Raw genomic sequence first — 24151 nt, forward strand, 5'->3', positions numbered from 1 at the left:
CACTGCAGAAGGAAACGGCCAGCCATGTCCAACAAGCCAGCCAAAGCCAGCAAGCCCGCCGCAAACGTTCCCGGCATCAGCGACCGCGAGACGCTGCGCGAGCGCGCCCGGCGCAACATCGAAGACGGCGCGATCACCGACAGCTACAGCGCCGACCGCAAGGTGGTGATCAAGCTGCTCAACGACGCCCTGGCTACCGAGTACGTGTGCGTGCTTCGCTACTACCGGCACTACTTCATGGCCAAGGGCATGCTGGCCGACGCGGTCAAGGCCGAATTCCTCGAGCATGCACAGCAGGAACAGGCGCACGCCGGCAAGCTGGCCGAGCGCATCGTCCAGCTCGGCGGCGAGCCGGACTTCAACCCGGATACGCTGACAGCGCGCTCGCATGCCGAATACAAGGAAGGCAGCGACCTGCGCGACATGGTCCGCGAGAACCTGGTGGCCGAACGCATCGCCATCGACAGCTACCGCGAGATGATCAACTTCATCGGCGACCGCGATACCACCACCAAGCGCATTCTTGAAGAGATCCTCGCACAGGAAGAGGAACACGCCGACGAGTTCGCCGACCTGCTGGATGGGTGGATCGGGGAATGATCCGGTCGATGCCCACCCTGGTGGGCGCATTCATTGCGTGACAACCAAGGTTGGCACCTACCGGAGGACGTTGAACCTTACCTGCGTCCACGCGCCATCGGCCGCCAGCGCGGTCAGGGTGTGCGCGCCCGGCTCGGCGAATTCCCGCTGCATCAGCTGCGCACCGCGCGTCTGTGCGATCCAGCGTCCATCCAGCAACCAGTCCACCGTCTGCTCGCTGCCCAGCGCGCGCAGCTGCAGGCGTACGCCATGTTCCGAATTTGGCGCACGCGCCAGCGTGGCGCCATCGTTGAGCCCGTCGATGTGCAGCGCGACGCTGGCCTCGCGGCCATCATCACGGCAGTCCGGCGACAGCGCCGGCAGCTGCGAGGCTTCGCGCGTGGCCTTGGACAGCCACGGCGACAACAATGCCGGCCAGCGCGCGATCTCGCGCGCGACTTCTTCGTGCGGCAAGCGGCAATCGGCTGACACGCGCAGACCGGTACGCGCGTCGGCAAGGTAGCGCTGCCGACCCGGCTGCCAACGCCGTGCTTCGCGTTCGGGGAAGGTCGGTGGTGCCGCCCCTTCCAGCAGATAGGCGGGCATCAGCCGCTGGCACAGTGCCGCAGGCAGACCCTCGGCACGTTCGCCGGTGGGCCAGCAGACATCCTCCTGGCTGACGCTGGCCGGCATCGGCGCAGCGGCCGAGTCACCGCGCTGTCGCGGCAGGCTGTCCACCACTTCAAACATCAGCGGCAGCGCAGTGACCGCGCCGTACTGGCCCGGCAACGGCGTGCCATCTGGCCGCCCCACCCACACGCCCACGGTGTAGTGGCGGGTACTGCCGATGGCCCACGCATCGCGATATCCATAACTGGTGCCGGTCTTCCACGCCACGCGCGGGCGGCCACCGACATCGAACGTACCAACGCTGTACCCCGGGCGCGGGTTCGACTCCAGCATCTCGCGCACGATCCAGCTGGCGCCTGGCGAGGCCAAGCGCCGCTCGATCATCGGCTCGTCGTCGGTGTAACGCACGCGGCCGGCGATGCCGTTGCGGTTCAGCGCAGCGAACGCGCCTACCAGGTCTTCCAGCCGCGCGCCAGTGCCGCCCAGGATCAGCGACAGGTTGGGCGTGCTGCCCGGCGGGAAGCGCAACTGGATGCCGGAGTGAGACAAGCGTGCAGCGAAGCGCGCGGCCCCGACACGCTGCAGCAGATCCACCGAGGGCACGTTGAGCGACAGGCGCAATGCGCTGGAGGCGCCGATCGGTCCATTGAAGGCCATGTCGAAGTTGCCGGGGCGGTAGCTGCCGAAACTCTGCGGCGCATCGACCAATAGGCTTTCCGAATGGATCAGGCCATCGTCCAGCGCCATTGCATACAGGAACGGCTTGAGCGTGGAGCCCGGCGAACGCCAGGCCTGCACCATGTCCACGTGGCCAAGCCGCTGGCGATCACCGAACGCCAGCGTGCCCACATAGGCGCGCGCCTGCAGGGTCTGGTTGTCGACCACCAGCAGGGCGGCCGAGGTGCGCTCGGGCAGCGTCGAGAAATAGCTGGCCACGCGTTCTTCCAGCGTGCGCTGCAGGCCGATGTCGATGCTGCTCCGGATGCGTGCCTGGCCCGGATGCGCCGAATGCAGGCGCTGCGCCAGCAGTGCGGCGTGCAGCGGCGGCCGCAGCGAGCGTGCCACCACGTTCTCGATGCGGGCGTCTTCCACTTCTTCCGCTGTCCACGCCCCCAGTTCGGCCATGCGTGACAGCACCTTGTCACGCGCCTTCTGTGCCGCTTCCGGATGGCGGTCCGGACGCAGCCGGCTCGGCGCCTGCGGCAGCACCGCCAGCAACGCGGCCTCGGCATGCGACAGCTGCGCCGCCGGCTTGCCCAGGTAGGCCCAGCTGGCCGCTTCCACGCCCTCGATGGTGCCGCCGTAGGGCGCGCGCTCCAGGTACAGCGCCAGGATCTGCTGCTTGCTCAGATGCACTTCCAGCTGCACCGCGCGCAGCATCTGCTTGAGCTTTCCCCAGGGCGTACGCGTATGCGGATCGAGGATGCGTGCGACCTGCATGGTCAGGGTCGAGCCACCGGAAACGATGCGACCGCCGCGCAGCAGCTGGCCGCTGGCACGCAGGATCGCCAGCGGGTTGATGCCCGGATGACGCCAGAACCAGCGGTCTTCGTAGGTCAGCAACGCCTGCAGGTACAACGGCGAGACGCTGTCGATCGAAGCCGGATAGCGCCACACGCCCTCGGCATCGGCGAATGCACGCAGCGGCGTGCCGTCGGCGGCCACTACCAGGGTGCTGGTATCACGCTGCTTCGGCAGCGGCGGCGGGAAGGCGAAATCCAGCACCAGCAGCAGCGCCAGCGTGGCGGCCGAACCCCAGCGCAACCACGGCCACAGCGGCCGCAGCCGGCGGCGCAGGGCCGCCAGCCGGGTCTTCATTGCGTCTTTCATTGCGAATTGCCATCAGGACGGGCCGCGCCGTCGCGGCCCGTCCGCGCGGTCACGGCTGTACTACCGTGATCGTGGTCGGGTTGCTGCGGCCAACGCCACGCAGCTGCGGCCGGTACATGTCCTCCACCAGCGGCGGCGGCACCGAGTAGGTTCCCGGGGTCACCGCGCGTACCAGGTAGAACACGTTGGCCTTGCTGCCACGCGAGAGCTTCAGCGCGGCCACGTAGCGGTCGTCGCGGAACTCTTCGTGCTTGGTATCGGCCGCTTCACCGCGATCGCTGATGGTGATGCCATCGACCACCACGTCGGCCCACTGCTTGGCATCGCCCAGGTTGAAGTTCTCGATCTCCAGGCCCGCCGGCAGCAGGTCGGTCAGCAGTGCATCCGGCATCGTGGTGTCAGCGGTGACGGTGACCCGCACGATCAGTGCTTCGCCTTCCTTCAGCGGGCGCGGCGACCACGGCTTGCCATCGGTGCCGTAGTAGCTGCGCTCGACGCCCAGCACGCTGTTGTCCGGCGCCGGTGCGCTGCGCGGGATGCCAGCCACGTCGATGCTGGCGAACATCGGCGGCTGGCCCTGCGGAGTGAAGCGCACGCCACTGGCCAGCTCACTGGCGCTGAAGTTGCGGCCGAACAGCTTGCGCTCGCCGATGGCTTCGGTGTTGCCGCCGATCACCAGTTCACCGGCCACCAGCGCCTTCTGGTTGGCAGCAAGCGCCTTGCCGAGGCGGGCAATCGCCACCTGTTCCTGCGTGCTCAGCCACATCCAGCCGGCAGTGCGGCGCGCATCCAGGCCACGGCCCAGATCCACCGCACGCGCATCCCACGCCGGCTTGGCCAGCTTGTTTTCGTGAGTCAGCGCGATCATCAGCGCGTCATCGCGGATGGCGCTGCCGTAGTCGCCGAAGTACGACGGGCGTTCGCTGCTGGACTTGGCGAAGGCCGCAGCCAGTGCCGCCTGGCCGCGCTTGGCATCGCCCTGCAGCGACAGCGCCACGCCCAGGTGGACCAGCGACAGACCACCCACCGCCTTGCTGCGCTCGTTGTCGTACAGCGTACGCAGCGTACCCAGCGGCGCACGGTTGACCCGGGCCAGCACGTAACCCGAGTACGCCTGATTGGCGAACTTCAGCTTCTCGCGATCCTCCTGGCCGTAGAACTGGTTGCCACCGGACAGCAGGTCCTCGCTGAGCCGGTTCAGTGCCTTCTGCAGCACGTTGTCGGGCACCGCGAAGCCGGCGTCCTTGGCGTCGAGCAGGAACTCGGTGATGTACGGGGTCAGCCACGGGTTCACATAGCCGTCGTCACCCCACATCGAGAAGTTGCCGTTGGCCACCTGCATCGACGCCAGGCGGCCGAACGCGCCTTCCATGCGCTCGCGGCGGGTCTTGGCATCCAGGCCGTCGGCACCGAGCATCGACGATGTCGCCTGGTCCAGGATCAGCGCCGCATAGCCCTTGCTGGTGGTCTGCTCGGCACAGCCGTACGGGTAGTTCAACGCGCCCTGCAGCGCACTGGCGAACGGGATCGGCGGCAGCGGGCTGACCAGCAGGCGGGCATTGACCGACTCGGACATCAAGCCATCGGTCAGGCTGTTGTCGAGGCTGACCGCCGCCAACGGATCCAGCGTGCGCACCTGCGAACGCAGCACCTGCGGCCACGCCGCACGCACCGGCAGCTCGTAGCGGCGATCGGCCTTGAAGCCGTTGCCGTCCACCCGCACCCGCACCTTGGCCACGCTGTGGCCTTCGCGTGCCGACAAGGGGAAGCTCAGCGTGGTCTTGGCATCGGCATTCAACTGCACGCTGCGGCTGCCCTCACCCAGGTTCAACGGGCCCTCGCTTTCCACCTTCACGTTGAACTGGCCCGGCTTGCCGGTGAAGTTCTGCACGTCCAGGGTCACGGTGCTGCGGTCGCCCGGGGCCAGCACGCGCGGCATGCTGGCTTCGGCCAGGATCGGCGCGCGCACAATGGTTTCCACGTCGCGCTTGCCGTACTGGTCATCGCTGTAGACCAGCGCCGATACGCGCAGGGTGCCGTTGAAGTCCGGCACCTTCAGGCGGATGCGGGCGGTGCCCTTGGCATCGAGCTGCACCGGGCCGGAGAACAGGTCCACGGTCTGCACGCGCGCAGTCGGGCGCTTGGCCTGTGGCAACGCCTGCAGCGCCATGTCGCCACCGAACTTCAGCTTGCCGGCACCGCCGTCAAAGCTCTCGATCACCCGGCTGTAGATGTCGTAGGCATCGATGCCGAGGCGACGCTGGGCGAAGAAGTGCGCACCGGCGTCGGGCACCGGGAAACGGGTGATGTTGAGGATGCCCACGTCCACCGCCGAGACGGTGACGTGCGCCACCTTGCCGGCCAGCTGCGGTGCGCTGACCGTCACCGGCAGGTCCTGTTCCGGTCGCATCTGCTTGGGCGCTGCCAGGCCGACAGCCACGGTGCGGCCCTTGCGGTCCATCGGCACGTGCACCACGCCCACGGCACGGGCCGGGGTGATCTTGCTCGGCGCACTACCGCCACGGAACACCAGCGCGGTGATGTAGACGTCGTGGCGCTCCCAGTCAGCGGTGACCGGGATCCTGAAGGTCGAACCCGGCTTGGCCTCGATGTCCTGCACGTACAGCATGCGGTCGGTCTCGACCATCAGGATGCCCTTGCCGGCGTGCGGCGGGGTCACCGTCACTTCCAGGGTGTCACCGGCCTTGTAGCCGGTCTTGTCCAGGCCCAGCTTGACCTTGTCAGGACGCGCGTCCAGGCCGCGGTTGTCATCGCCCCAACTCCAGCCGGCGCGGAACGGGTAACGGCTGGTCAGGCCGGTGGACGGATCGAACACGTCCACCCGGTACTCGCCCCACTCCACCGGGAAATCGAAGGCGACCGCGCTGCTGCCGGCATCGACGGTGCGCGTTTCCTTGTTCTCGAAGCGGCGGGTGAAGTCATAGTCCCAGCGGTTGTCGTTGAAGGTCCAGTGGTAGTCGCGCAGTTCGCGCACCAGGGTGATCTTCAGGCCCTTGGCCGGCTGCGGCGTGCCGGCGGCATCCACGCGCATCAGCTCGAAGCGCGCATTGCCGTTGGAATCGGCACCGTCCTCGGGGTTGAACAGCGGGCGTACACCGACCAGGGCGTTGGCCGGCCACATCACCCGCTTCAGGGTACGGGTGACCGTTCGGCCACCGGTTTCATACAGGCTGCCGGACAGCACCACGGCGATTGGTGCCTTGGCCTTGGCTGCCTCTTCCGGCAACGCCACATCCTCACGCAGCTGGCCATTGCCCGGCAGCGTGGTGTCGATCACGTCCTTGGCCTCGCGCGGCAGCTGCAGGGTCGGGTCACCAAAGAAATAGCCTGGCAGCCCCTCCACCGGCTTCTGTTCGGCGGCGACCGCCATGCGTGCGGTGAAGCGGTTGCCATCGGCCGGCGCACCATACAGGTAGGCACCATTGGCCTGCAGGCGCAGATCCTCGCCCGGCTTCAGCGTCTTCTGCGCGCTGTCCAGGTCCAGCTTCATGCGCTCGGGCAGGAACTCCTCGATGCGCAGGGTCATGCCCTGGATCGCTTCCTTGCTGGCAGGGTCGGTGCGGAACTCGACCTGCCAGCGCCCGGTCGGCGCCTCGGCAGGAATGACCTGCTCGAAGTTGATGTAGCCCTGGTCGCCCGGCTGCAGGCGTGTCTCGCGGAAGGTCTTGCCGTCGGGCTGCTTCAGGCGCAGGAACACCGGCTGTGCCTTGACCGGCTTGCCGTCGTTGTCGCGCAGCAGCGCGGACAGGCGCACGGTCTCGCCCGGTCGGTACAGGTCGCGGCCGGACCAGGCGTAGACATCGAACCAGGCGTTGTCACGGCCAGCCACGGCGAACTCGCTCAGGTCCAGCGCCGGCTGGTTGAACGGCAGGAAGCTGGTGTCCTTGCCACTGCTGGCGACCAGCACGTGGGTGGCGTCCAGGGTGTAGTTCAGCAGCGCATTGCCGTTGCCGTCGGTGCTGCCCTTCAGCACCACCTCGCCCTTGGCATCGAGCACGCGCAGATCGATGCCCTTCAGCGGCGCGCCGTCCTTGAGGCCGGCGGTGTGCACGAACAGCTTGTCCTTGTAGGCACGGGTATGCAGGCCGATGTCGCTGACCGAGAAGAACGCGGTATCGAACTCGCCCTCGTAGTCACCGGTGCGCTTGAGCAGGGCGAAGTACAGGCCCGGCTCCTGCAGTTCCTTGATGTCCTGTGTCGGCAGGTAGGTCAGCACCCGCTCGTTCTTCTTGCCGCCCAGGATGAAGCGGTTGACGTAGACCGGCTCGGCCAGCTTGTTGATCGGGCTGCGATCGTAGTCGCTGCTCAGCTCCCAGCTGCCACGGCGGCCGCCGCGCTGGTACTGGCTGAAGAAGGTCGGCAGGTCCTTCTCGCGTACGCGCAGGAACTCGACATCGACCTCCGGCACGTTCACCGAGACCACCGGCAGGCCGCGGCTGTCCTTGGCCGGTAGCACGCTGCCCTGCGAGGCGAAGCCAACCACCGGCTTCAGCTCGCCGCTGAACACCTTCTGCTTCAGCTCCTTGCCCAGGCGGCTGCCATCGGCGGCGAGCAGATCGGCCGAGACCACAAGGCTGAACTCCTTGCCGGCCTCGACGAACGGGTAACGCAGGGTCAGGCCGTCATCGGACAGCGTCCAGCTGCTGTCGTCGGTGCCGACCTTCTCTTCGAAACGCACCAGCTTGTCGAAATCCTGGGTGCCGACCAGTGGGCGCGAGAACTCCAGCGCCAGCGACAGGCCGTCATTCTTCTGGTCCGGGTAGGCGCGCAGCAGGGTGAATTCCTTCACCTGCTCGGCTTTGGTGGTGATCGCTTCACCGCTGGCCTTGGGCAGCTGCCCGCTGTCGTTGCGGCAGCCGGCCAGGCCCAGCAACAGGCCTCCTGCCAGTACCGCCGCCGCCCATCCCCACCGCTTCCGCCGTGCCGGACCGCTCATGTCGTCACTCCTTGATCGAGGCGGCCATTATAGGCAGGCCGCGTCAAGGTGTTGACGCGAATTCGGCAATTCCCGCGGGTGCGGGTAGTGCCGGCCGCTGGCCGGCAACCGGCATGGCAGGTTGGATGGAATTGGCGGCCAGCGGCCGGCACTACCGATCGCCCTACCCCGGCAGGTACAGGTCCACGTAGTCGGTCACCGGCATTGCCGCCAGCGCCACCGGGTCCAGCGATGCCGCGAGGATGCGCTGCTGCTGGGCGGTCGGGAAGCGATGGGCCAGGTGCCGGCGGAACTTGTCCATCAGCAGCGGAATGCCTTCCTCGCGGCGCCGGGCGTGGCCGAGCGGGTACTCCACAAGCACCTCCGGCAGTTCGCTGCCATCGGTGAAGCGCACGCGCAGGCCGTTGGCGATGCTGCGCTTGTCCGGGTCCAGATAATCGGCGCTGAGCCGTGGATCCTCGTGACAAGCCATCTTCGCACGCAGCGCATCGATACGCGGATCGGCGGCAACGTCGTCCTCATAGTCCTCGGCCACCAGCCGCCCGTGCAGCAACGCGATGGCGACCATGTACTGCACGCAGTGATCGCGGTCGGCGGGATTATGCAGCGGGCCCTGCTTGTCGATGATGCGGATGCAGGCTTCCTGGGTCCGGATCGCGATATGCGCGATGTCCTCGACCCGCCGCCCCATCGCACGCAACTGCTGGTGCAGCGTGACCGCCGCCTCCACCGCGGTCTGGCCGTGGAACTCGGCCGGGTAGCTGATCTTGAACAGCACGTTCTCCATCACATAGCTGCCGAGCGGTCGCCCCAGCGTCAGTGCCTTGCCATGCATCGACACCGCTTCAAATCCCCAGGTCGGTGCGCTGAGCACGCTCGGGTAACCCATCTCGCCACTGGCCGCCATCAGCGCCAGGCGCACGCCACGGCTGGTCGCGTCGCCGGCCGCCCAGCTCTTGCGCGAGCCGGTGTTGGGTGCGTGCCGGTAGGTGCGCAGCGACTGGCCATCGACCCAGGCCAACGACAGCGCATTGAGCATGCGCTCGCGGTCCAGCCCGAGCAGTTGGGCGACCACCGCAGTGGTGGCGACCTTGACCAGCACCACGTGGTCCAGCCCAACCCGGTTGAAGGAATTCTGAAGGGCCAGCACGCCCTGGATCTCGTGCGCCTTGATCATCGCCAGCAGAACATCGTGCATGGTCGGCGGCGGACGACGCAGGGCCTGCGCATTGCGGCCCAGCCAATCGCAGACGGCGAGGATGCCGCCGAGATTGTCGGAAGGATGGCCCCATTCGGCGGCCAGCCAGGTGTCGTTGAAATCCAGCCAGCGCACCATTGCGCCCAGGTTGAAGGCCGCCTGCACCGGATCCAGCACGTAGTGCGTACCCGGCACGCGCGCCCCGTTGACCACGCTGATGCCCGGCACCAGTGGCCCAAGCAGCTTGCTGCAGGCCGGGAAAGACAGTGCCTCCAGGCCGCAGCCCAGGGTATCGAGCAGGCAGTGGTGTGCGGTCTGGAACGCCAGCGGTGAGTCGATGCGGGCGTCGCGTACGTAATCGACGATGTCAACCAGCAGCGCATCCCACGCTGCACGCTCGTTGGATGGGGTGTGGCTGTCGGACATCGTCGATCTCCTCGTTGCGGTGCACGGTTGCCCGTGCACCCTGCCAACCAAGGTTGGCATCTACCAAAGCAATCGGTCTCTGCGGCCCGGTAGTCGCCAACCTTGGTTGGCGTTTACCAACGCATCACTCGGCCGGCACCCGCACCCTGCCTTCCATCAGCACACGGGCGCTACGGCTCATGATGGCCTTGGTCACCGTCCACTGGCCGTCAACGAGACCGGCCTGCGCACCCACGCGCAACGTGCCCGAGGGATGACCGAAGGTTACTGCTTCGCGTTCGCCGCCGCCGGCGGCGCGATTGACCAGCGTGCCCGGGATCGCCGCCGCGGTACCGATCGCCACGGCTGCGGTACCCATCATCGCGTGATGCAGCTTACCCATCGACAACGCACGCGCGTGCAGATCGATGGCCGATGCCGGAATCGCCTTGCCACTGGACGAGACGTAGTCCTGTGCCGGTGCAACGAACGCCACCTTGGGCGTGTGCTGGCGTGTCGCCGCGTCTTCCAGGTTCCTGATCAGACCCATGCGCAAGGCGCCATAGGCGCGAATCTTCTCGAAGCGCTCCAGCGCTCCCTTGTCCTCGTTGATCGCCGGTTGCAGCTCGATACCGGTGTAGCCCAGGTCGGCGGCGTTGAGGAAGATCGTCGGAATGCCGGCGGTGATCATGGTTACCTCGAAGGCGCCGACGCCGGGCACCTCCAGGGTATCGACCAGGTTGCCGGTCGGGAACATCGCGCCTGCATCGCCGTCATCGGACGGATCGATGAATTCCAGCTGGATCTCGGCCGCCGGGAAGGTCACGCCATCCAGCTCGAAATCGCCGATCTCCTGCACTTCGCCATCGCGCATCGGCACGTGGGCGATGATGGTCTTGCCGATGTTGGCCTGCCAGATGCGCACGGTGCACAGGCCATCGCGCGGTACGCGGGCCGGATCGATCAGCCCATTGGCGATCGCGAACGGACCTACTGCAGTACTGAGGTTGCCGCAGTTGCCGCTCCAATCGACGAAGGCGGTGTCGATCGAGACCTGCCCGTACAGGTAGTCCACATCGTGGTCAGGCACCGAGGCGGTGGAAATGATCACGCACTTGCTGGTGCTGGAGGTGGCGCCGCCCATGCCGTCGGTCTGCTTGCCATACGGATCGGGCGAGCCGATCACGCGCATCAGCAGCGCATCGCGCGCGGCGCCCGGCACCTGCGCGGCCTCGGGAAGATCCTGCAGGCGGAAGAACACGCCCTTGCTGGTGCCGCCGCGCATGTAGGTGGCGGGAATACGGAGTTGCGGGAGGAAGGTCATGGATCAATATCCTGGATGCGACGAACCAATATCGGGGTTGAGTCCCTCGTCTTCGAACAATGCTTCCATGCCCCGCGAAGCATTCCAGACGCGCACAATGGAAATGTGCGCAGGTAGCTCAACGTAGTAGATCAGGTAGCCGTCGAAGCGACGAACCGGATGAAAGCGCAACGGGGCAGCGAGGGATGGCAACAAGTCCGCATGCAGTGCGGAACCGGCACCAGGGTGCGCTTCCAGAAGCTTCACAACGGATTCCACCGCATCGATGAAGCCGATTTCCAATGCCTCTCCGCCACGATCCCCACACCAGGTTGCGGCCTGGTCAAGATCTTGAACCGCTGCAGGGGACCAGTGCGAAGGTTTCACTTGCGGTTCCGTGCACGCTCACGGAGCTTGTCAAAGTGATCCGGCGCCAGAGGTGCCGAAGGACCAGAAGCCAGCCCCTCGGCAATCAGCTGCTTGAGCAGTTCTTCGGCCTTGCTGCGCTGGCGCTGGCGGATCAGGTCACGCACATAGTCCGACGTACTGGAGTAGCCGCCTTCGCGCACTTCCTCGTCCACGAACTGCTTGAGCGGGTCGGTCAGCGAAATGTTCATGGTGGCCATGAAACTCTCCTTTGGCAGTTTTTGCCAAGTCAGTGTGCGCCCTGCCCGGGTGTCGGACAAGCCCGCCCCCGGCCTCCGGGGGCAGGCATTCAGGCCGGTATCACGCCACCTTGGCGCCTTCCAGGAAGTCCTGGGCGAAGCGCTGCAGCACGCCACCGGCTTCGTAGATCGCCACTTCCTCGTCGCTGTCCAGGCGGCAGGTCACTGGCACGATCACGTCCTGGCCGTCGCGGCGGTGGATGACCAGGGTCAGCTCGGCACGCGGGGTGCGCTCGCCGATCACGTCAAAGGTCTCGGTGCCATCGATGCCCAGAGTCAGGCGGGTAGTGCCCGGCTTGAACTCCAGCGGCAGCACGCCCATGCCGATCAGGTTGGTGCGGTGGATGCGTTCGAAGCCTTCGGCCACGATCGCTTCCACACCGGCCAGGCGCACGCCCTTGGCGGCCCAGTCACGCGAGCTGCCCTGGCCGTAGTCGGCGCCGGCGATGATGATCAGCGGCTGCTTGCGGTCCATGTAGGTCTCGATCGCTTCCCACATGCGCATGACCTTGCCTTCCGGCTCCACCCGCGCCAGCGAGCCCTGCTTCACGCTGCCGTCGTCGTTGCGCACCATCTCGTTGAACAGCTTCGGGTTGGCGAAGGTGGCGCGCTGCGCGGTCAGGTGGTCGCCGCGGTGGGTGGCGTAGGAATTGAAGTCCTCTTCCGGCAGGCCCATTTTCGCCAGGTATTCACCGGCGGCACTGGAGGCCAGGATCGCGTTGGACGGCGACAGGTGGTCGGTGGTGATGTTGTCCGGCAGCACCGCCAGCGCGCGCATGCCTGCCAACGTACGCTCGCCGGCCAGTGCGCCCTCCCAGTACGGAGGACGACGGATGTAGGTGCTCTGCGGGCGCCAGTCGTACAGCGGGCTGACCGCGGCGCCATGCTCCACGCGCACGTTGAACATCGGGTTGTAGACCTTGCGGAACTGCTCGGGCTTCACCGAGGCCTTCACCACCGCGTCGATCTCGGCGTCGCTCGGCCAGATGTCCTTCAGGCGCACCTCGTTGCCCTCGGCATCCACGCCCAGCACGTCCTTCTCGATATCGAAGCGGACGGTGCCGGCGATGGCATAGGCGATCACCAGCGGCGGCGAGGCCAGGAAGGCCTGCTTGGCGTACGGATGAATGCGGCCATCGAAGTTGCGGTTACCCGACAGCACAGCCGTTGCGTACAGGTCACGGTCGATGATTTCCTGCTGGATCTTCGGGTCCAGCGCACCGCTCATGCCGTTGCACGTAGTGCAGGCGAAGGCGACGATGCCGAAGCCGAGCTGTTCCAGGTCGGGTAGCAGACCGGATTCTTCCAGGTACAGCTGCACGGCCTTGGAACCCGGCGCCAGCGACGACTTCACCCACGGCTTGCGCTGCAGGCCACGCGCGTTGGCGTTGCGCGCCAGCAGTGCAGCGGCAATCACGTTGCGCGGGTTGGAGGTGTTGGTGCAGCTGGTGATGGCGGCGATGATCACCGCGCCATCGGGCATCAGGCCCTGCGCCTGCTCGGCCTTGCCGGCTTCCAGCTTGGCTTCGTCGGCGATGCCGCGCTCGGCCAGTTCGGCAGTGGCCACTCGCTTGTGCGGGTTGGACGGGCCAGCCATGTTGCGCACCACGCTGGACAGGTCAAAGCGCAGCACGCGCTCGTACTGCGCGGTGGCCAGGTCATCGGCCCACAGGCCGGTGGTACGCGCGTAGTTCTCCACCAGCGCTACCTGCGATTCCTCGCGCCCGGTCAGGCGCAGGTAGTCGATGGTCTGCCCGTCGATGTAGAACATCGCGGCGGTGGCACCGTATTCGGGGCACATGTTGGAGATGGTGGCGCGGTCACCGATGGTCAGTGCCGCAGCACCCTCGCCGAAGAATTCAAGCCAGGCGCCGACCACGCGCTCCTTGCGCAGGAACTCGGTCAGGGCCAGTACCACGTCGGTGGCGGTGATGCCCGGCTGCGGGCGACCACTCAGTTCGACACCGACGGTGTCGGGCAGGCGCATCCACGACGCGCGACCCAGCATCACGTTCTCGGCTTCCAGGCCGCCCACGCCGATGGCGATCACGCCCAGCGCATCCACGTGCGGGGTGTGGCTGTCGGTGCCCACACAGGTATCCGGGAAGGCCACGCCGTCCTGCACGTAGACCACCGGCGACATCTTCTCCAGGTTGATCTGGTGCATGATGCCGTTGCCTGGCGGAATCACGTCCACGTTCTCGAAGGCCAGCTTGGTCCAGTCGATGAAGTGGAAACGGTCTTCATTGCGACGATCTTCGATCGCGCGGTTCTTCTCGAACGCCTGCGGATCGAAGCCACCACATTCCACTGCCAACGAGTGGTCGACGATCAGCTGTACCGGCACCACCGGGTTGACCTTGGCGGGGTCGCCGCCCTTGTCGGCGATCGCATCACGCAGGCCGGCCAGATCGACCAGCGCGGTCTGGCCGAGGATGTCGTGGCACACAACGCGTGCCGGGAACCACGGGAAATCGAGGTCGCGACGGCGCTCGATCAGCTGCTTCAGCGAATCGCCGAGCGTGGCCGGATCGCAGCGGCGCACCAGGTTCTCGGCCAGCACGCGCGAGGTGTACGGCAGGGTGGCGTAGGCGCCGGGCTGGATCGCATCGACAGCGGCACGCGCGTCGAAATAATCCAGCGCGCTGCCGGGGAGGTTCTTGCGGTAATCGGTATTCATGGGCTGGCGGAGTGCTTGAGGCGGGCCGGGTGCCGGCGGTGCGGCGGCGATAGCATCCGGCCGGCACGCGGCCGGCCGGATGGGTACAGCAGGTGGATCAGACGCGCTTGTCGATGGCGACGAAGTCGCGGTCTTCCGGACCGATGTAGTTGGCGCTCGGGCGGATGATCTTGCCGTCAATACGCTGCTCGACGATGTGCGCGCTCCAGCCGGCGGTGCGGGCGATCACGAACAGGGGAGTGAACATCGCGGTCGGCACGCCCATCATGTGGTAGCTGACGGCGCTGAACCAGTCCAGGTTCGGGAACATCTTCTTGATGTCCCACATCACCGATTCCAGGCGCTCGGCGATGTTGTACATCTTCATGCTCGACTGCTCTTCGGACAGCTCGCGGGCCACATCCTTGATCACCTTGTTGCGCGGATCGGAGACGGTGTAGACCGGGTGGCCGAAACCGATCACCACTTCCTTGCGCTCGACGCGGGCCTTGATGTCTTCCTCGGCCTCATCCGGGGTGTCGTAGCGCTTCTGCACTTCGAACGCCACTTCATTGGCACCACCGTGCTTCGGGCCGCGCAGCGCACCGATACCACCGCAGATCGCGCTGTACATGTCGCTGCCGGTGCCGGCGATGACGCGGCAGGTGAACGTCGAGGCGTTGAACTCGTGTTCCGCGTACAGGATCAGCGAGGTGTGCATTGCCTTCACCCACGAATCCTGCGGCTTCTCGCCGTGCAGCAGGTGCAGGAAGTGGCCACCGATCGAGTCATCGTCGGTTTCCACGTCGATGGCACGGCCGTTGTGGCTCCAGTGGTACCAGTACAGCAGCATCGAACCGAGGCAGGCCATCAGCTTGTCGGCGATGTCACGCGCGCCCGGATGGTTGTGGTCGTCCTTCTCCGGCGCCACGCAGCCGAGCACGGACACGCCGGTGCGCATCACGTCCATCGGGTGCGCCGACGGCGGCAGTTCTTCCAGCGCCGCCTTCACCGCGGCCGGGATGCCACGCAGCGACTTCAGCTTGGCCTTGTAGGAAACCAGCTCGGCGCGGGTCGGCAGCTTGCCGTGCACCAGCAGGTAGGCGATTTCCTCGAACTCGCTGGTGTTGGCCAGGTCCAGGATGTCGTAGCCACGGTAGTGCAGGTCGTTGCCACTACGGCCCACGCTGCACAGCGCGGTGTTGCCGGCAGCGGTGCCGGACAGGGCGACGGACTTCTTCGGCTTGAAGGTCGGGGTTGCGGTCGTATCGTTCATGTTTCCCTCCGAAAACTTGATGGTGCAGGGTACTGCTTATTTCTTGGCGGCGAACAGTGCATCGAGCTGCTGCTCGAAGGCGTGGTAGCCGATGCGGTCGTAGAGTTCTTCGCGGGTCTGCATGACTTCCACCACGTTGCGCTGATGACCATCGCGGCGCACCGCCTGGTAGACGTTCTCGGCGGCCTTGTTGGCCGCACGGAAGGCCGACAGCGGGAACAGTTGGATGGCGACGCCGGCCGAAGCCAGTTCATCGCGGCTGAACAGCGGAGTGGCACCGAATTCGGTGATGTTGGCCAGCACCGGCACCTTCACCGCGTCGACGAAGCGGCGGTAGGTATCCAGATCGTAGGCGGCCTCGGCGAAGATGCCGTCGGCACCGGCCTCGACACAGGCAATGGCGCGCTCGATGGCCTTGTCCACGCCGTCCACCTGGATGGCGTCGGTACGCGCGATCAGGAAGAAGTCCGGATCGGTCTTGGCATCGGCGGCTGCCTTCACGCGGTCCACCATTTCGCCCTGCGAGACGATCTCCTTGCCGGGGCGGTGACCGCAGCGCTTGGCGCCGACCTGGTCTTCGATATGGCAGGCGGCCGCACCGGCCTTGATCAGCGACTTCACGGTGCGCGCGATGTTGAACGCACTCGGGCCGAAGCCGGTGTCGATGTCCACCATCAACGGCAGGTCGCAGACATCGGTGATGCGGCGCACGTCCACCAGCACGTCTTCCAAGGTGTTGATGCCCAGGTCCGGCAGGCCCAGCGAGCCGGCAGCAACACCGCCGCCGGACAGGTAGATGGCGCGGAAGCCGGCGCGCTTGGCCAGCAGTGCATGGTTGGCGTTGATCGCGCCGATCACCTGCAGCGGCGATTCGGCAGCCAGCGCCTCACGGAAGCGGGCACCGGCGGAGAAAGGGGCGGAAGCGGTCATGCGGCAATCCAGGTTGAAGTACGGGATAGAGAGCGCAAGCACCATGCCAAGCTGCAAGCCCTTGATTTCACGGGAATGACGCTCGCTCAACAGTGAAACATATGAAACATTGAAACAGATGTATCATGAAACATCCCGTCCAACGCGCGCCGCCATGTACCTGCCCCGCTCGCCTCTGCGCCACGCCGATGCCGACCCCGGCCGCCCGGTGATCTGGACCGTCAGCGTCTCGCGGCTGACCGGCCTGCTCGGCGACGTCATTCCCGAGTTCGACCGCCGCGCGCGCATCGAGCAGATCAACCTCGGCTTCGAGGAAGCGGTGGACGTGATCGGCCAGCGTCTGCGCCGCGAGCACTGTGACGTGGTCATCGCCGGCGGCTCCAACGCGGCCTGGCTGCGCGGCCGGCTGGAGCTGCCGCTGGTGCCGATCCAGGCCAACGGCTTCGACCTGATGGAAGCGCTGGCGCGGGCGCGTCGAATCGCCAGCCGCATCGGCCTGGTCACCCACGCCAGCGACGTGCCGGTGTTCAGCAACTTCCAGCAGAGTTTCGGCCTGGATATCGAGCATCGCCGCTTCGTCACCCGCGAGGACGCCCGCGACTGCATCGCCGACCTGCGCGCCAACGGCATCGAGGTGATCGTCGGCAGCGGCATGGCCATCGATCATGCCGAACAGGCCGGCCTGCCCGGTGTGCTGCTGTACTCGGCAGATTCGGTACGGCAAGCGTTCGAGCATGCGTTGGAACTGACCCAGACCCTGGCCCGCTCCGGCGGCAGCCGGCCCGCGCCGCGCCGCCGCGCCGCACCGCGCAGCGATGCCCACGACCTGCTCGGCGACAGCGACGCGATGGCGCAGGTGCGCGCGCAGATCGCGCTGTACGCCCCGCATGACAGCACCGTACTGATCACGGGCGAAACCGGCACCGGCAAGGAACTGGTGGCGCGCCAGCTGCACGCCGCCAGCGGCCGCCGTGGCCGCTTCGTGGCACTGAACTGTGGCGCGATCAGCGAATCGCTGCTGGAAGCGGAGCTGTTCGGCTACAGCGATGGCGCCTTCACCGGCGCGCGTCGTGGCGGACGCGTCGGCCTGGTTGAAGCTGCAGACGGCGGCACCCTGTTCCTGGATGAAATCGGCGAACTGCCGCTGCCACTGCAGACCCGCCTGCTGCGCGTGCTGGAAGAACGCGAGGTACTGCGTGTCGGTGCCACCGAACCGACCCCGGTCGATCTTCGCGTGGTGGCCGCGACCCTGCAGTCGCTCGAGCAGCGCGTGGCGGCCGGCAGCTTCCGCCGCGACCTGTATTACCGCCTGGCCGCGCTGCGTATTGCCCTGCCCGCGCTGCGTGCCCGGCGCGGCGACATCCCGCTGTTGACGCAGCATTTCTTCCGCCAGCTGCGTGGTATCGACGCGCCACTGGATGCGGAGGCACTGGCGGTGCTGACCACCGCCGAGTGGCCCGGAAATGTGCGCGAATTGCGTAATCTGGTGGATCGGCTGCGCATCCATTGGCAACCCGGTGAAGGGCTGATTGATGCCGCGCGACTGCTGCAGCTGGCACCCGAGCTGGTGAATGAGGGCGCCGCTGCGCTACCAGTGGAAAGCAACGGCAAGCGCCCGCCGCGTGCGCAGTTGGAAACGCTGTTGCAGGAACACCGCAATGACCGCGAGGGGATGGCACAGGCGCTGGGCGTATCACGCACCACGCTGTGGCGCTGGCTGCGCGCTGAAGGCCTGTAGAGCCAAGCCCATGCTCGGCTGATCTTCCCGCAGAAGCAGCCGAGCATGGGCTCGGCTCTACAGGGTGCGTGCCGTCAGCGTGCCCAGCGCGCCTCTATCGCAAACCGGCCGCTGCCCACTGCCGCAACCCATAGCAGCAGTACGCCCAGCGGCACTTCGCTCAGGTAGAAGAACCAGCTCAGCCAATCCGGCACGCTCAGCCCCGCAGGAATGCGCGCGATGCCATCGGTAAGCGCCGCCACCGCACAGATCGCCGCCAGCAGCAGGGCCGAAGGCCGGCTGAGCAGGCCCAGCACCAGCAGGCCGCCCGCAATCCATTCAATGCCGCCGAGCACCGGCGCACTGAATACCGGGAACGGGATCCCCGCATCGACCAGCGTATGCACCATGCGTTCTCGGCCCGCATCGGTGAACACCTTGTTCCAGCCGGACACGCAGAACATCACCCCGGCCACGATGCGGGCGATCAACAGCAGGAACGCTTCCACGCCGTGACGCGGCGGCGGCACCGCAAACAGGCAACGCCAGGAGGGCATGGCAACTCCGGAAGTCGAGGACATTCGTTGGAGTGTGCCGGTTGGTTGATTGCCCGCAGATGAAGCGCATGGGTCCGAATGCGACAATCCGCTCTTGTAGAGTCGAGCCATGCTCGACTGCTTTACGCGCCAGAGCAACAGCAGTCGAGCATGGCTCGACTCTACAAAAAGCGTGCGTCGGTAAGCAGAAGCTCGATCTCCTCCACCTGCACGACAGGCACCTGCCACGGATGATGCGGCACGATGCCCTGTTCGAAGATGCGCTGCAGCCGCTGCGGATCACGCGGCAGGCAGAACTCCAAGCGCACGCTGGCGACCACTTCGGTGCAACCCGCCTCACCCCGTACGGGCGACGCACCCACGCGCGGGCGGAACTGCTCGAACCCCGGCGCCGACCACCACATACCGTGTTCGTAGTCGCCGGCCGCCAGCGCGTCCACCGCCAGGATGCCCTGCTTCACCGCATCCAGTGCTGCCGACGGCACGAACACCACCACGCGGTACAGCGGCAGGCGTTGCATCGGGCAGCCTTACGGGTACAGCAGGCGCTTGCTCCAGCGCCCTTCGGCGCCGGCTTCATAGCACCAGCGCTCATGCAGCCGGAACTGCGCGCCGTACCAGAACTCGATGCGGTCGGGCACTACGCGCAGGCCGCTCCAGCCCTCCGGGCGCGGCACGTCCTTGCCCTCGAAGCGGGCTTCGACCTCGGCCACGCGCGCATCGAATTCCTCGCGCGTTGCCAGCGTCTTCGACTGCTGCGAGGCCCACGCGCCGATCTGGCTCATGCGCGGGCGGCTGGCGAAATAGGCATCGGCTTCGGCATCGGCGACCTGCTCGACACGGCCTTCAATGCGCACCTGGATACCGGCCTCGCGCAGGCTGCGCCACAGGAACAACAGCGCGGCCTGCGGATTGGCCTGCAGCTCCTGGCCCTTATGGCTGTCCAGGTGGGTGTAGAACACGAAACCACGCTCGTCGAACGCCTTCAGCAGCACCGTACGTGCCGAGGGACGGCCGTGCGTATCGGCAGTGGCCACGGTCATCGCGTTCGGCTCGACCTCGCGGCTCTGTTTGGCTTCTTCGAACAGGTCGGCAAACGTGGACAGGGCTTCGGCGTACAGGTCGCTCATGATTGCGTTCTTCTCACACGGATTGGGCTATTGTGGCTGCATGGCCGCTGCTGCGTATATGCCCCAGGTGAAAGGATTCCCCGAAACATTGGCCGAACAGGTGCTGGACGATGCACTGGGCAGCGGTGCAGCGGTTCCAGTATTGGCGATCAGCGGCCTGCAGGGGAGCGGCAAATCGACGCTGGCCGCACAGGTGGTGGCGCGCGCCCAGTCGCGCGGCCTGAACGCGGCCACGCTGTCCATCGATGATGTCTACCTGACCCGCGCACAGCGCCAACGACTGGCCCGCCAGGTGCACCCGCTGCTGATCACCCGCGGCCCGCCGGGCACCCATGACCTGCCGCTGGCCCACGCAGTGCTGGACGCGGTGGCCGCACGCCAGCCGTTCGCGATGCCGCGCTTCGACAAGCTGGCCGATGAACGCCTGCCGCAAGCCCACTGGCCGCAGCTGCAGCAACCGCTGGACCTGCTGGTCTTCGAAGGCTGGTTCCTGGGCACGCCTGCGCAGGATGACGACGCGCTGGACAGCCCGTTGAACGCACTGGAGCGCGAAGCCGACGCCGATGGTCGCTGGCGGCGCTGGTGCAACCAGGCGCTGGCCCGCGACTACCCGGCGCTGTGGCAGCGCTGCGACCGCCTGTGGTTCCTGCAGCCACCGGATTTCTCGGTGGTACCGCGCTGGCGGTGGCAGCAGGAGCAGAACCTGCAGGCCGCGCAGCCGGGCCGGCACGGCATGAGCCGGCCGCAGCTGGAGCGCTTCGTGCAGTACTACGAACGGGTCAGCCGGCAGGCGCTGGCTACCCTGCCCGCCCTGGCCGACCACGTAGTGATGCTGGACGGCCAGCGACAGGTGCAGGACGTGCGCTGAGCGCGCCTATTCCACCAGGAAGGTTACCCGCAGGTTGACCCGCCATTCGGTGATTTCGCCGCTGCCATTGGTGACCACCTTGGTCTCGTTCACCCAGGCGCCCTGGATGCCCTTGACCGTCTCGGAGACCTTCTTCAGACCGCTGCGCACGGCGTCCTCCACGCTCTTCGGCGAGGAGGCGGTGATTTCGATAACCTTGGCGACCGTCATGGCCTGTACTCCGGTTGGCGCGGGAAACCCCGCAGGAACGCCTACCCTGACGTGAAGGACGTAAAGGCCAGGGCACGGAGGTGTTAGCATCACAGGGCATGAATCCTGCTCCGAACCTGATCCTGATCGGCCCGATGGGCGCCGGCAAAACCTGCATCGGCCGCCGCCTGGCCGAGCGCTTCACGCTGGACTTCGTCGATGTCGACCAGGCCATCGTCGATGCCACCGGCGCCAGCATTCCGGCCATTTTCGAGCACTCCGGCGAAGCCGGCTTCCGCAGCCATGAACGCGAGGCGCTTGCCCGCGTGCTGGGAGGTCGCGGCCAGCTGGTCTCCACCGGTGGCGGCGCGGTGCTGGATCCGGACAACCGTGCACTGATCGCCCAACGCGGCTTCGTGGTCTACCTGCGGGTCAGCGTGGCCGCGCAGCTGGAACGCCTGGCCCGCGACAAGGGCCGGCCGCTGCTGCAGCGCCCGGACCGCGAGCAGGTGCTGCACGATCTTGCCGCACACCGCGACCCGCTGTACCGCGAACTGGCCGACCTCACCCTTGATACCGACCCGTATACCGCTGCCGACGCGACCGCCCACCTGGTGGTCAAGCTGGCCACGCAATGGCAGCGCCAGGACCTGACCGCATGACTTCCCCCGCCCTGCTGCAGGTCGCCGTTGGCGGCGACCGCCCCTACTCCATCACCATCGGCGCCGGAGCCCAGGCCGATGGTGCTGCACTGGCCTCGCATGTTCGCGGCCGCCACGTGCTGCTGCTCAGCGACAGCGAAGTGGCCCCGCGCTATCTGGCGTCGGTCAAGCAGACGCTGTTGGCTGCCCGCCCCGACCTGATCGTCGGCGAGCACGTGCTGGCCGCCGGCGAAGCCTCCAAGACCCTGGCTGAATTCGGCCGCGCGATCGAAGCGCTGGCCGCACTCGGCGCCACCCGCGACGCCTGCGTGTTCGCCCTCGGTGGCGGCGTGGTCGGTGACCTCGCCGGTTTTGCCGCCGCCTGCTGGATGCGCGGCGTGGACTGCGTGCAACTGCCGACCACCTTGTTGGCGATGGTCGATTCGTCGGTAGGCGGCAAGACCGCGGTCGACATTCCGGCCGGCAAGAACCTGGTTGGCGCGTTCCATCCACCGCGCGCGGTCATCGCCGATACCCGCGTGCTGGCCACCCTGCCGCCGCGCGAGCTGCGTGCTGGCCTGGCCGAAGTGGTGAAGTACGGCGCGCTGGGTGATGCCGTGTTCTTCGAATGGCTGCAGCAGCATGCCGATGCGCTGCTGGCCGGCGAAGACAACGTGCTTTCGGAAGCCATCGCGCGCAGCTGCCGGCACAAGGCCGCCATCGTCGAGCGCGATCCGTTCGAGAAGGGCGAGCGCGCCCTGCTCAACCTCGGCCATACCTTCGGCCATGCCATCGAGACCGAGCAGGGCTACGCGGCCCCGGGCCGCGACGCGCTGAACCATGGCGAAGCCGTAGCGGTCGGCATGGTGCTGGCCGCAAGGCTGTCCACCGAGCTCGGCCTGGCCGAGGATGCCGACCGCGCCCGCCTGCAGGCGCTGCTGGAACACCTCGGCCTGCCGGTGGCGATCCCGGCCGGGCTGGACCCGCAGGCCCTGCTCGGCCGCATGCGGCTGGACAAGAAGAACGTGGCCGGCCGCCTGCGCCTGGTGCTGTGGCGCGGCATGGGCCGCGCCGAAGTGGTGCCGGATGTGGATGAGGCGGTGGTGCTGAAGGTGCTGTCGTCCCGGTAGTGCCGGCCAGCCGCCGGCACGACCGCGTTGCGGCCGGGGTCACCCTGGCCCCGCTACAATCGGCGCCATGCACGTCTACCTGCAACATTCCGACGCCGGTGCGCAGGCACCGCGCTTCCTGCGCCTGAGCCTGCAGCCGGATCTGTTCGGCGGCTGGCAGCTGCTGCGCGAGAGCGGCCGCGTCGGTGCCCGCTCGCAGCTGCGGCGCGAGCTGTTCCTGCAGGCCGACGAAGCCCACCATGCTTTCGAGAAAGCCCGCGATGCCGAACTGCATCGCGGCTTCCAGATCCTTTCGCACGGCGACTGACGCCGCTGCCAACTTTCGTCCAAGGAATGCCCATCGTGACCAGCCCTCTCCGCAATGATCGCCTGCTGCGCGCCCTGCGCCGCGAACCGGTGGACTGCACCCCCGTCTGGCTGATGCGCCAGGCCGGACGCTACCTGCCGGAGTACCGCGCGACCCGGGCCAAGGCCGGCAGCTTCCTGGCCATGGCCAAGAATCCGGAGATTGCCTGCGAGGTCACCCTGCAGCCGCTGCGCCGGTTCCCCTTGGACGCGGCCATTCTGTTCTCGGACATCCTCACCATTCCCGATGCGATGGGCCTGGAGCTGTACTTCGTCGAAGGCGAAGGCCCGAAGTTCCGTCACCCGGTACGTGATGAAGCGGCCATCGCCAAGCTGGCGGTGCCGGACATGGAACAGGACCTGCGCTATGTGATGGACGCGGTGCGCCTGATCCGCCGCGAGCTGGACGGCCAGGTGCCGCTGATCGGCTTCTCCGGCAGCCCGTGGACACTGGCCTGCTACATGGTGGAAGGCGGCGGCAGCAAGGACTTCGCGCGCATCAAGGCGATGGCACTGAACCACCCGCAGGCCCTGCACCGCCTGCTGGAGGTCACCACCGACGCGGTGATTGCGTACCTGGGCGCGCAGCGCGCGGCCGGCGCGCAGGCGCTGCAGGTGTTCGACACCTGGGGCGGCGTGCTGTCGCCGGCGATGTACCGCGAGTTCTCGCTGCGTTACCTGCAGCGTATCGCCGAGGGCCTGGAGCGCGGCGAAGGCAGCGAGCGCACGCCGCTGATCCTGTTCGGCAAGGGCACCGGCCTGCACCTGGAAGCGCTGTCGCAGACCGGCGCCGATGCGCTCGGCCTGGACTGGACGCTGGACCTGGACGAGGCGATGCGCCGTACCGGTGGCCGCGTCGCCCTGCAGGGCAACCTTGACCCGACCACGCTGTACGCCTCGCCGGATGCAATCGCCGCAGCCGCCGCGCGCGTGCTCGACACCTATGCTGCCGGCAACGGCGGCTCGCGCGAGGGCCATGTGTTCAATCTCGGCCACGGCATGTCGCCGGACATGGACCCGGCACATGTGCAGGTGCTGGTCGACGCGGTGCACGCGCACAGCCAGCGCTGAACACTGCGCACGCGGTTGCGGCGCGATGTTGATCGCGCCGTGACCCGCAGTGCGCGATCATGGTGGCCCCC

General features: G+C 67.0%; 20 protein-coding genes. 7 read left to right on the plus strand and 13 right to left on the minus strand.

Translation table 11 applies throughout. The annotated features are described in order from the left end of the window. Positions 1-24: 24 nt before the first annotated feature. Positions 25-600, plus strand: coding sequence for a ferritin-like domain-containing protein (locus N5J73_RS12025; RefSeq protein WP_049444719.1), 576 nt, complete (start codon positions 25-27; stop codon positions 598-600). Between the two features lie 57 nt (positions 601-657). Here N5J73_RS12025 and pbpC read toward each other — a convergent pair whose 3' ends face one another. The 9 genes from pbpC to prpB form a co-directional block, all read right to left on the minus strand. Continuing rightward, a complete protein-coding gene (gene pbpC / locus N5J73_RS12030; RefSeq protein ID WP_049444721.1) occupies positions 658-3039 on the minus strand; it encodes a penicillin-binding protein 1C in 2382 nt (793 codons plus the stop codon). Positions 3040-3088: 49 nt separating this feature from the next. Continuing rightward, a complete protein-coding gene (locus N5J73_RS12035; protein ID WP_049444723.1) occupies positions 3089-7996 on the minus strand; it encodes an alpha-2-macroglobulin in 4908 nt (1635 codons plus the stop codon). A gap of 163 nt (positions 7997-8159) precedes the next feature. Continuing rightward, positions 8160-9620, minus strand: coding sequence for a bifunctional 2-methylcitrate dehydratase/aconitate hydratase (locus tag N5J73_RS12040; protein ID WP_049444724.1), 1461 nt, complete (start codon positions 9618-9620; stop codon positions 8160-8162). A gap of 124 nt (positions 9621-9744) precedes the next feature. After that, on the minus strand, positions 9745-10923 hold the full coding sequence (gene prpF / locus N5J73_RS12045) for a 2-methylaconitate cis-trans isomerase PrpF (RefSeq protein WP_049444726.1): 1179 nt from the start codon (positions 10921-10923) through the stop codon (positions 9745-9747). 3 nt (positions 10924-10926) lie between these two features. Continuing rightward, complete coding sequence (locus tag N5J73_RS12050; protein WP_049444728.1) at positions 10927-11289, minus strand: type II toxin-antitoxin system RelE/ParE family toxin; 363 nt, start codon at positions 11287-11289, stop codon at positions 10927-10929. Next, complete coding sequence (locus N5J73_RS12055; protein ID WP_005410653.1) at positions 11286-11528, minus strand: type II toxin-antitoxin system ParD family antitoxin; 243 nt, start codon at positions 11526-11528, stop codon at positions 11286-11288. The genes N5J73_RS12050 and N5J73_RS12055 overlap by 4 nt, the downstream gene beginning before the upstream one ends. Before the next feature lie 100 nt (positions 11529-11628). Next, positions 11629-14247 carry a Fe/S-dependent 2-methylisocitrate dehydratase AcnD gene (gene acnD / locus N5J73_RS12060; protein WP_049444730.1) on the minus strand — a complete coding sequence of 873 codons (2619 nt, stop codon included), beginning with the start codon at positions 14245-14247 and terminating at the stop codon, positions 11629-11631. A gap of 97 nt (positions 14248-14344) precedes the next feature. Beyond that, complete coding sequence (gene prpC / locus N5J73_RS12065) at positions 14345-15502, minus strand: 2-methylcitrate synthase (RefSeq protein ID WP_049444732.1); 1158 nt, start codon at positions 15500-15502, stop codon at positions 14345-14347. Positions 15503-15538: 36 nt separating this feature from the next. Then, complete coding sequence (gene prpB, locus N5J73_RS12070) at positions 15539-16432, minus strand: methylisocitrate lyase (protein ID WP_049444756.1); 894 nt, start codon at positions 16430-16432, stop codon at positions 15539-15541. A gap of 154 nt (positions 16433-16586) precedes the next feature. Between prpB and prpR the strand changes: the two genes are divergently transcribed. Continuing rightward, a complete protein-coding gene (gene prpR, locus N5J73_RS12075; protein WP_049444734.1) occupies positions 16587-18170 on the plus strand; it encodes a propionate catabolism operon regulatory protein PrpR in 1584 nt (527 codons plus the stop codon). A 74-nt stretch (positions 18171-18244) separates the two neighbouring features. Here the strand turns inward: prpR and N5J73_RS12080 are convergent, their stop codons facing one another. The 3 genes from N5J73_RS12080 to pdxH all read right to left on the minus strand — a co-directional run bounded on the left by N5J73_RS12080 (position 18245) and on the right by pdxH (position 19836). Next, positions 18245-18706, minus strand: coding sequence for a DoxX family protein (locus N5J73_RS12080; protein WP_049444736.1), 462 nt, complete (start codon positions 18704-18706; stop codon positions 18245-18247). Between the two features lie 161 nt (positions 18707-18867). Next, on the minus strand, positions 18868-19227 hold the full coding sequence (locus N5J73_RS12085; protein ID WP_049444738.1) for a hypothetical protein: 360 nt from the start codon (positions 19225-19227) through the stop codon (positions 18868-18870). Positions 19228-19236: 9 nt separating this feature from the next. Then, entirely contained in the window at positions 19237-19836 is a 600-nt protein-coding gene (gene pdxH / locus N5J73_RS12090; RefSeq protein ID WP_049444740.1) for a pyridoxamine 5'-phosphate oxidase, read from the minus strand. 40 nt (positions 19837-19876) lie between these two features. On the opposite strand from pdxH, the gene N5J73_RS12095 reads away from it, so the two are divergent. Further along, a complete protein-coding gene (locus N5J73_RS12095; RefSeq protein WP_049444742.1) occupies positions 19877-20704 on the plus strand; it encodes a kinase in 828 nt (275 codons plus the stop codon). Positions 20705-20710: 6 nt separating this feature from the next. Here the strand turns inward: N5J73_RS12095 and N5J73_RS12100 are convergent, their stop codons facing one another. Next, on the minus strand, positions 20711-20914 hold the full coding sequence (locus N5J73_RS12100) for a dodecin family protein (protein WP_005410663.1): 204 nt from the start codon (positions 20912-20914) through the stop codon (positions 20711-20713). A gap of 98 nt (positions 20915-21012) precedes the next feature. Between N5J73_RS12100 and N5J73_RS12105 the strand changes: the two genes are divergently transcribed. The 4 genes from N5J73_RS12105 (at position 21013) to hemE (ending at position 24080) form a co-directional block, all read left to right on the plus strand. Further along, positions 21013-21555 carry a shikimate kinase gene (locus N5J73_RS12105; RefSeq protein ID WP_049444744.1) on the plus strand — a complete coding sequence of 181 codons (543 nt, stop codon included), beginning with the start codon at positions 21013-21015 and terminating at the stop codon, positions 21553-21555. Beyond that, positions 21552-22664: a 3-dehydroquinate synthase gene (gene aroB, locus N5J73_RS12110; protein WP_049444746.1), complete on the plus strand. Its 1113-nt coding sequence runs from the start codon at positions 21552-21554 to the stop codon at positions 22662-22664. Before N5J73_RS12105 ends, aroB begins: the two co-directional genes overlap by 4 nt. Positions 22665-22731: 67 nt before the next feature. Next, the gene (locus tag N5J73_RS12115) at positions 22732-22971 is read left to right on the plus strand and encodes a WGR domain-containing protein (RefSeq protein ID WP_049444748.1); all 240 of its coding nucleotides are present in this window, start codon (positions 22732-22734) and stop codon (positions 22969-22971) included. Between the two features lie 26 nt (positions 22972-22997). Further along, positions 22998-24080, plus strand: a complete 1083-nt coding sequence (gene hemE, locus N5J73_RS12120) for a uroporphyrinogen decarboxylase (RefSeq protein ID WP_049444750.1) — start codon at positions 22998-23000, stop codon at positions 24078-24080. Positions 24081-24151: the final 71 nt, after the last annotated feature.

It is taken from the genome of Stenotrophomonas sp. GD03654, from assembly GCF_029845105.1.
GTDB classification, from domain to species: Bacteria; Pseudomonadota; Gammaproteobacteria; order Xanthomonadales; family Xanthomonadaceae; genus Stenotrophomonas; species Stenotrophomonas africana.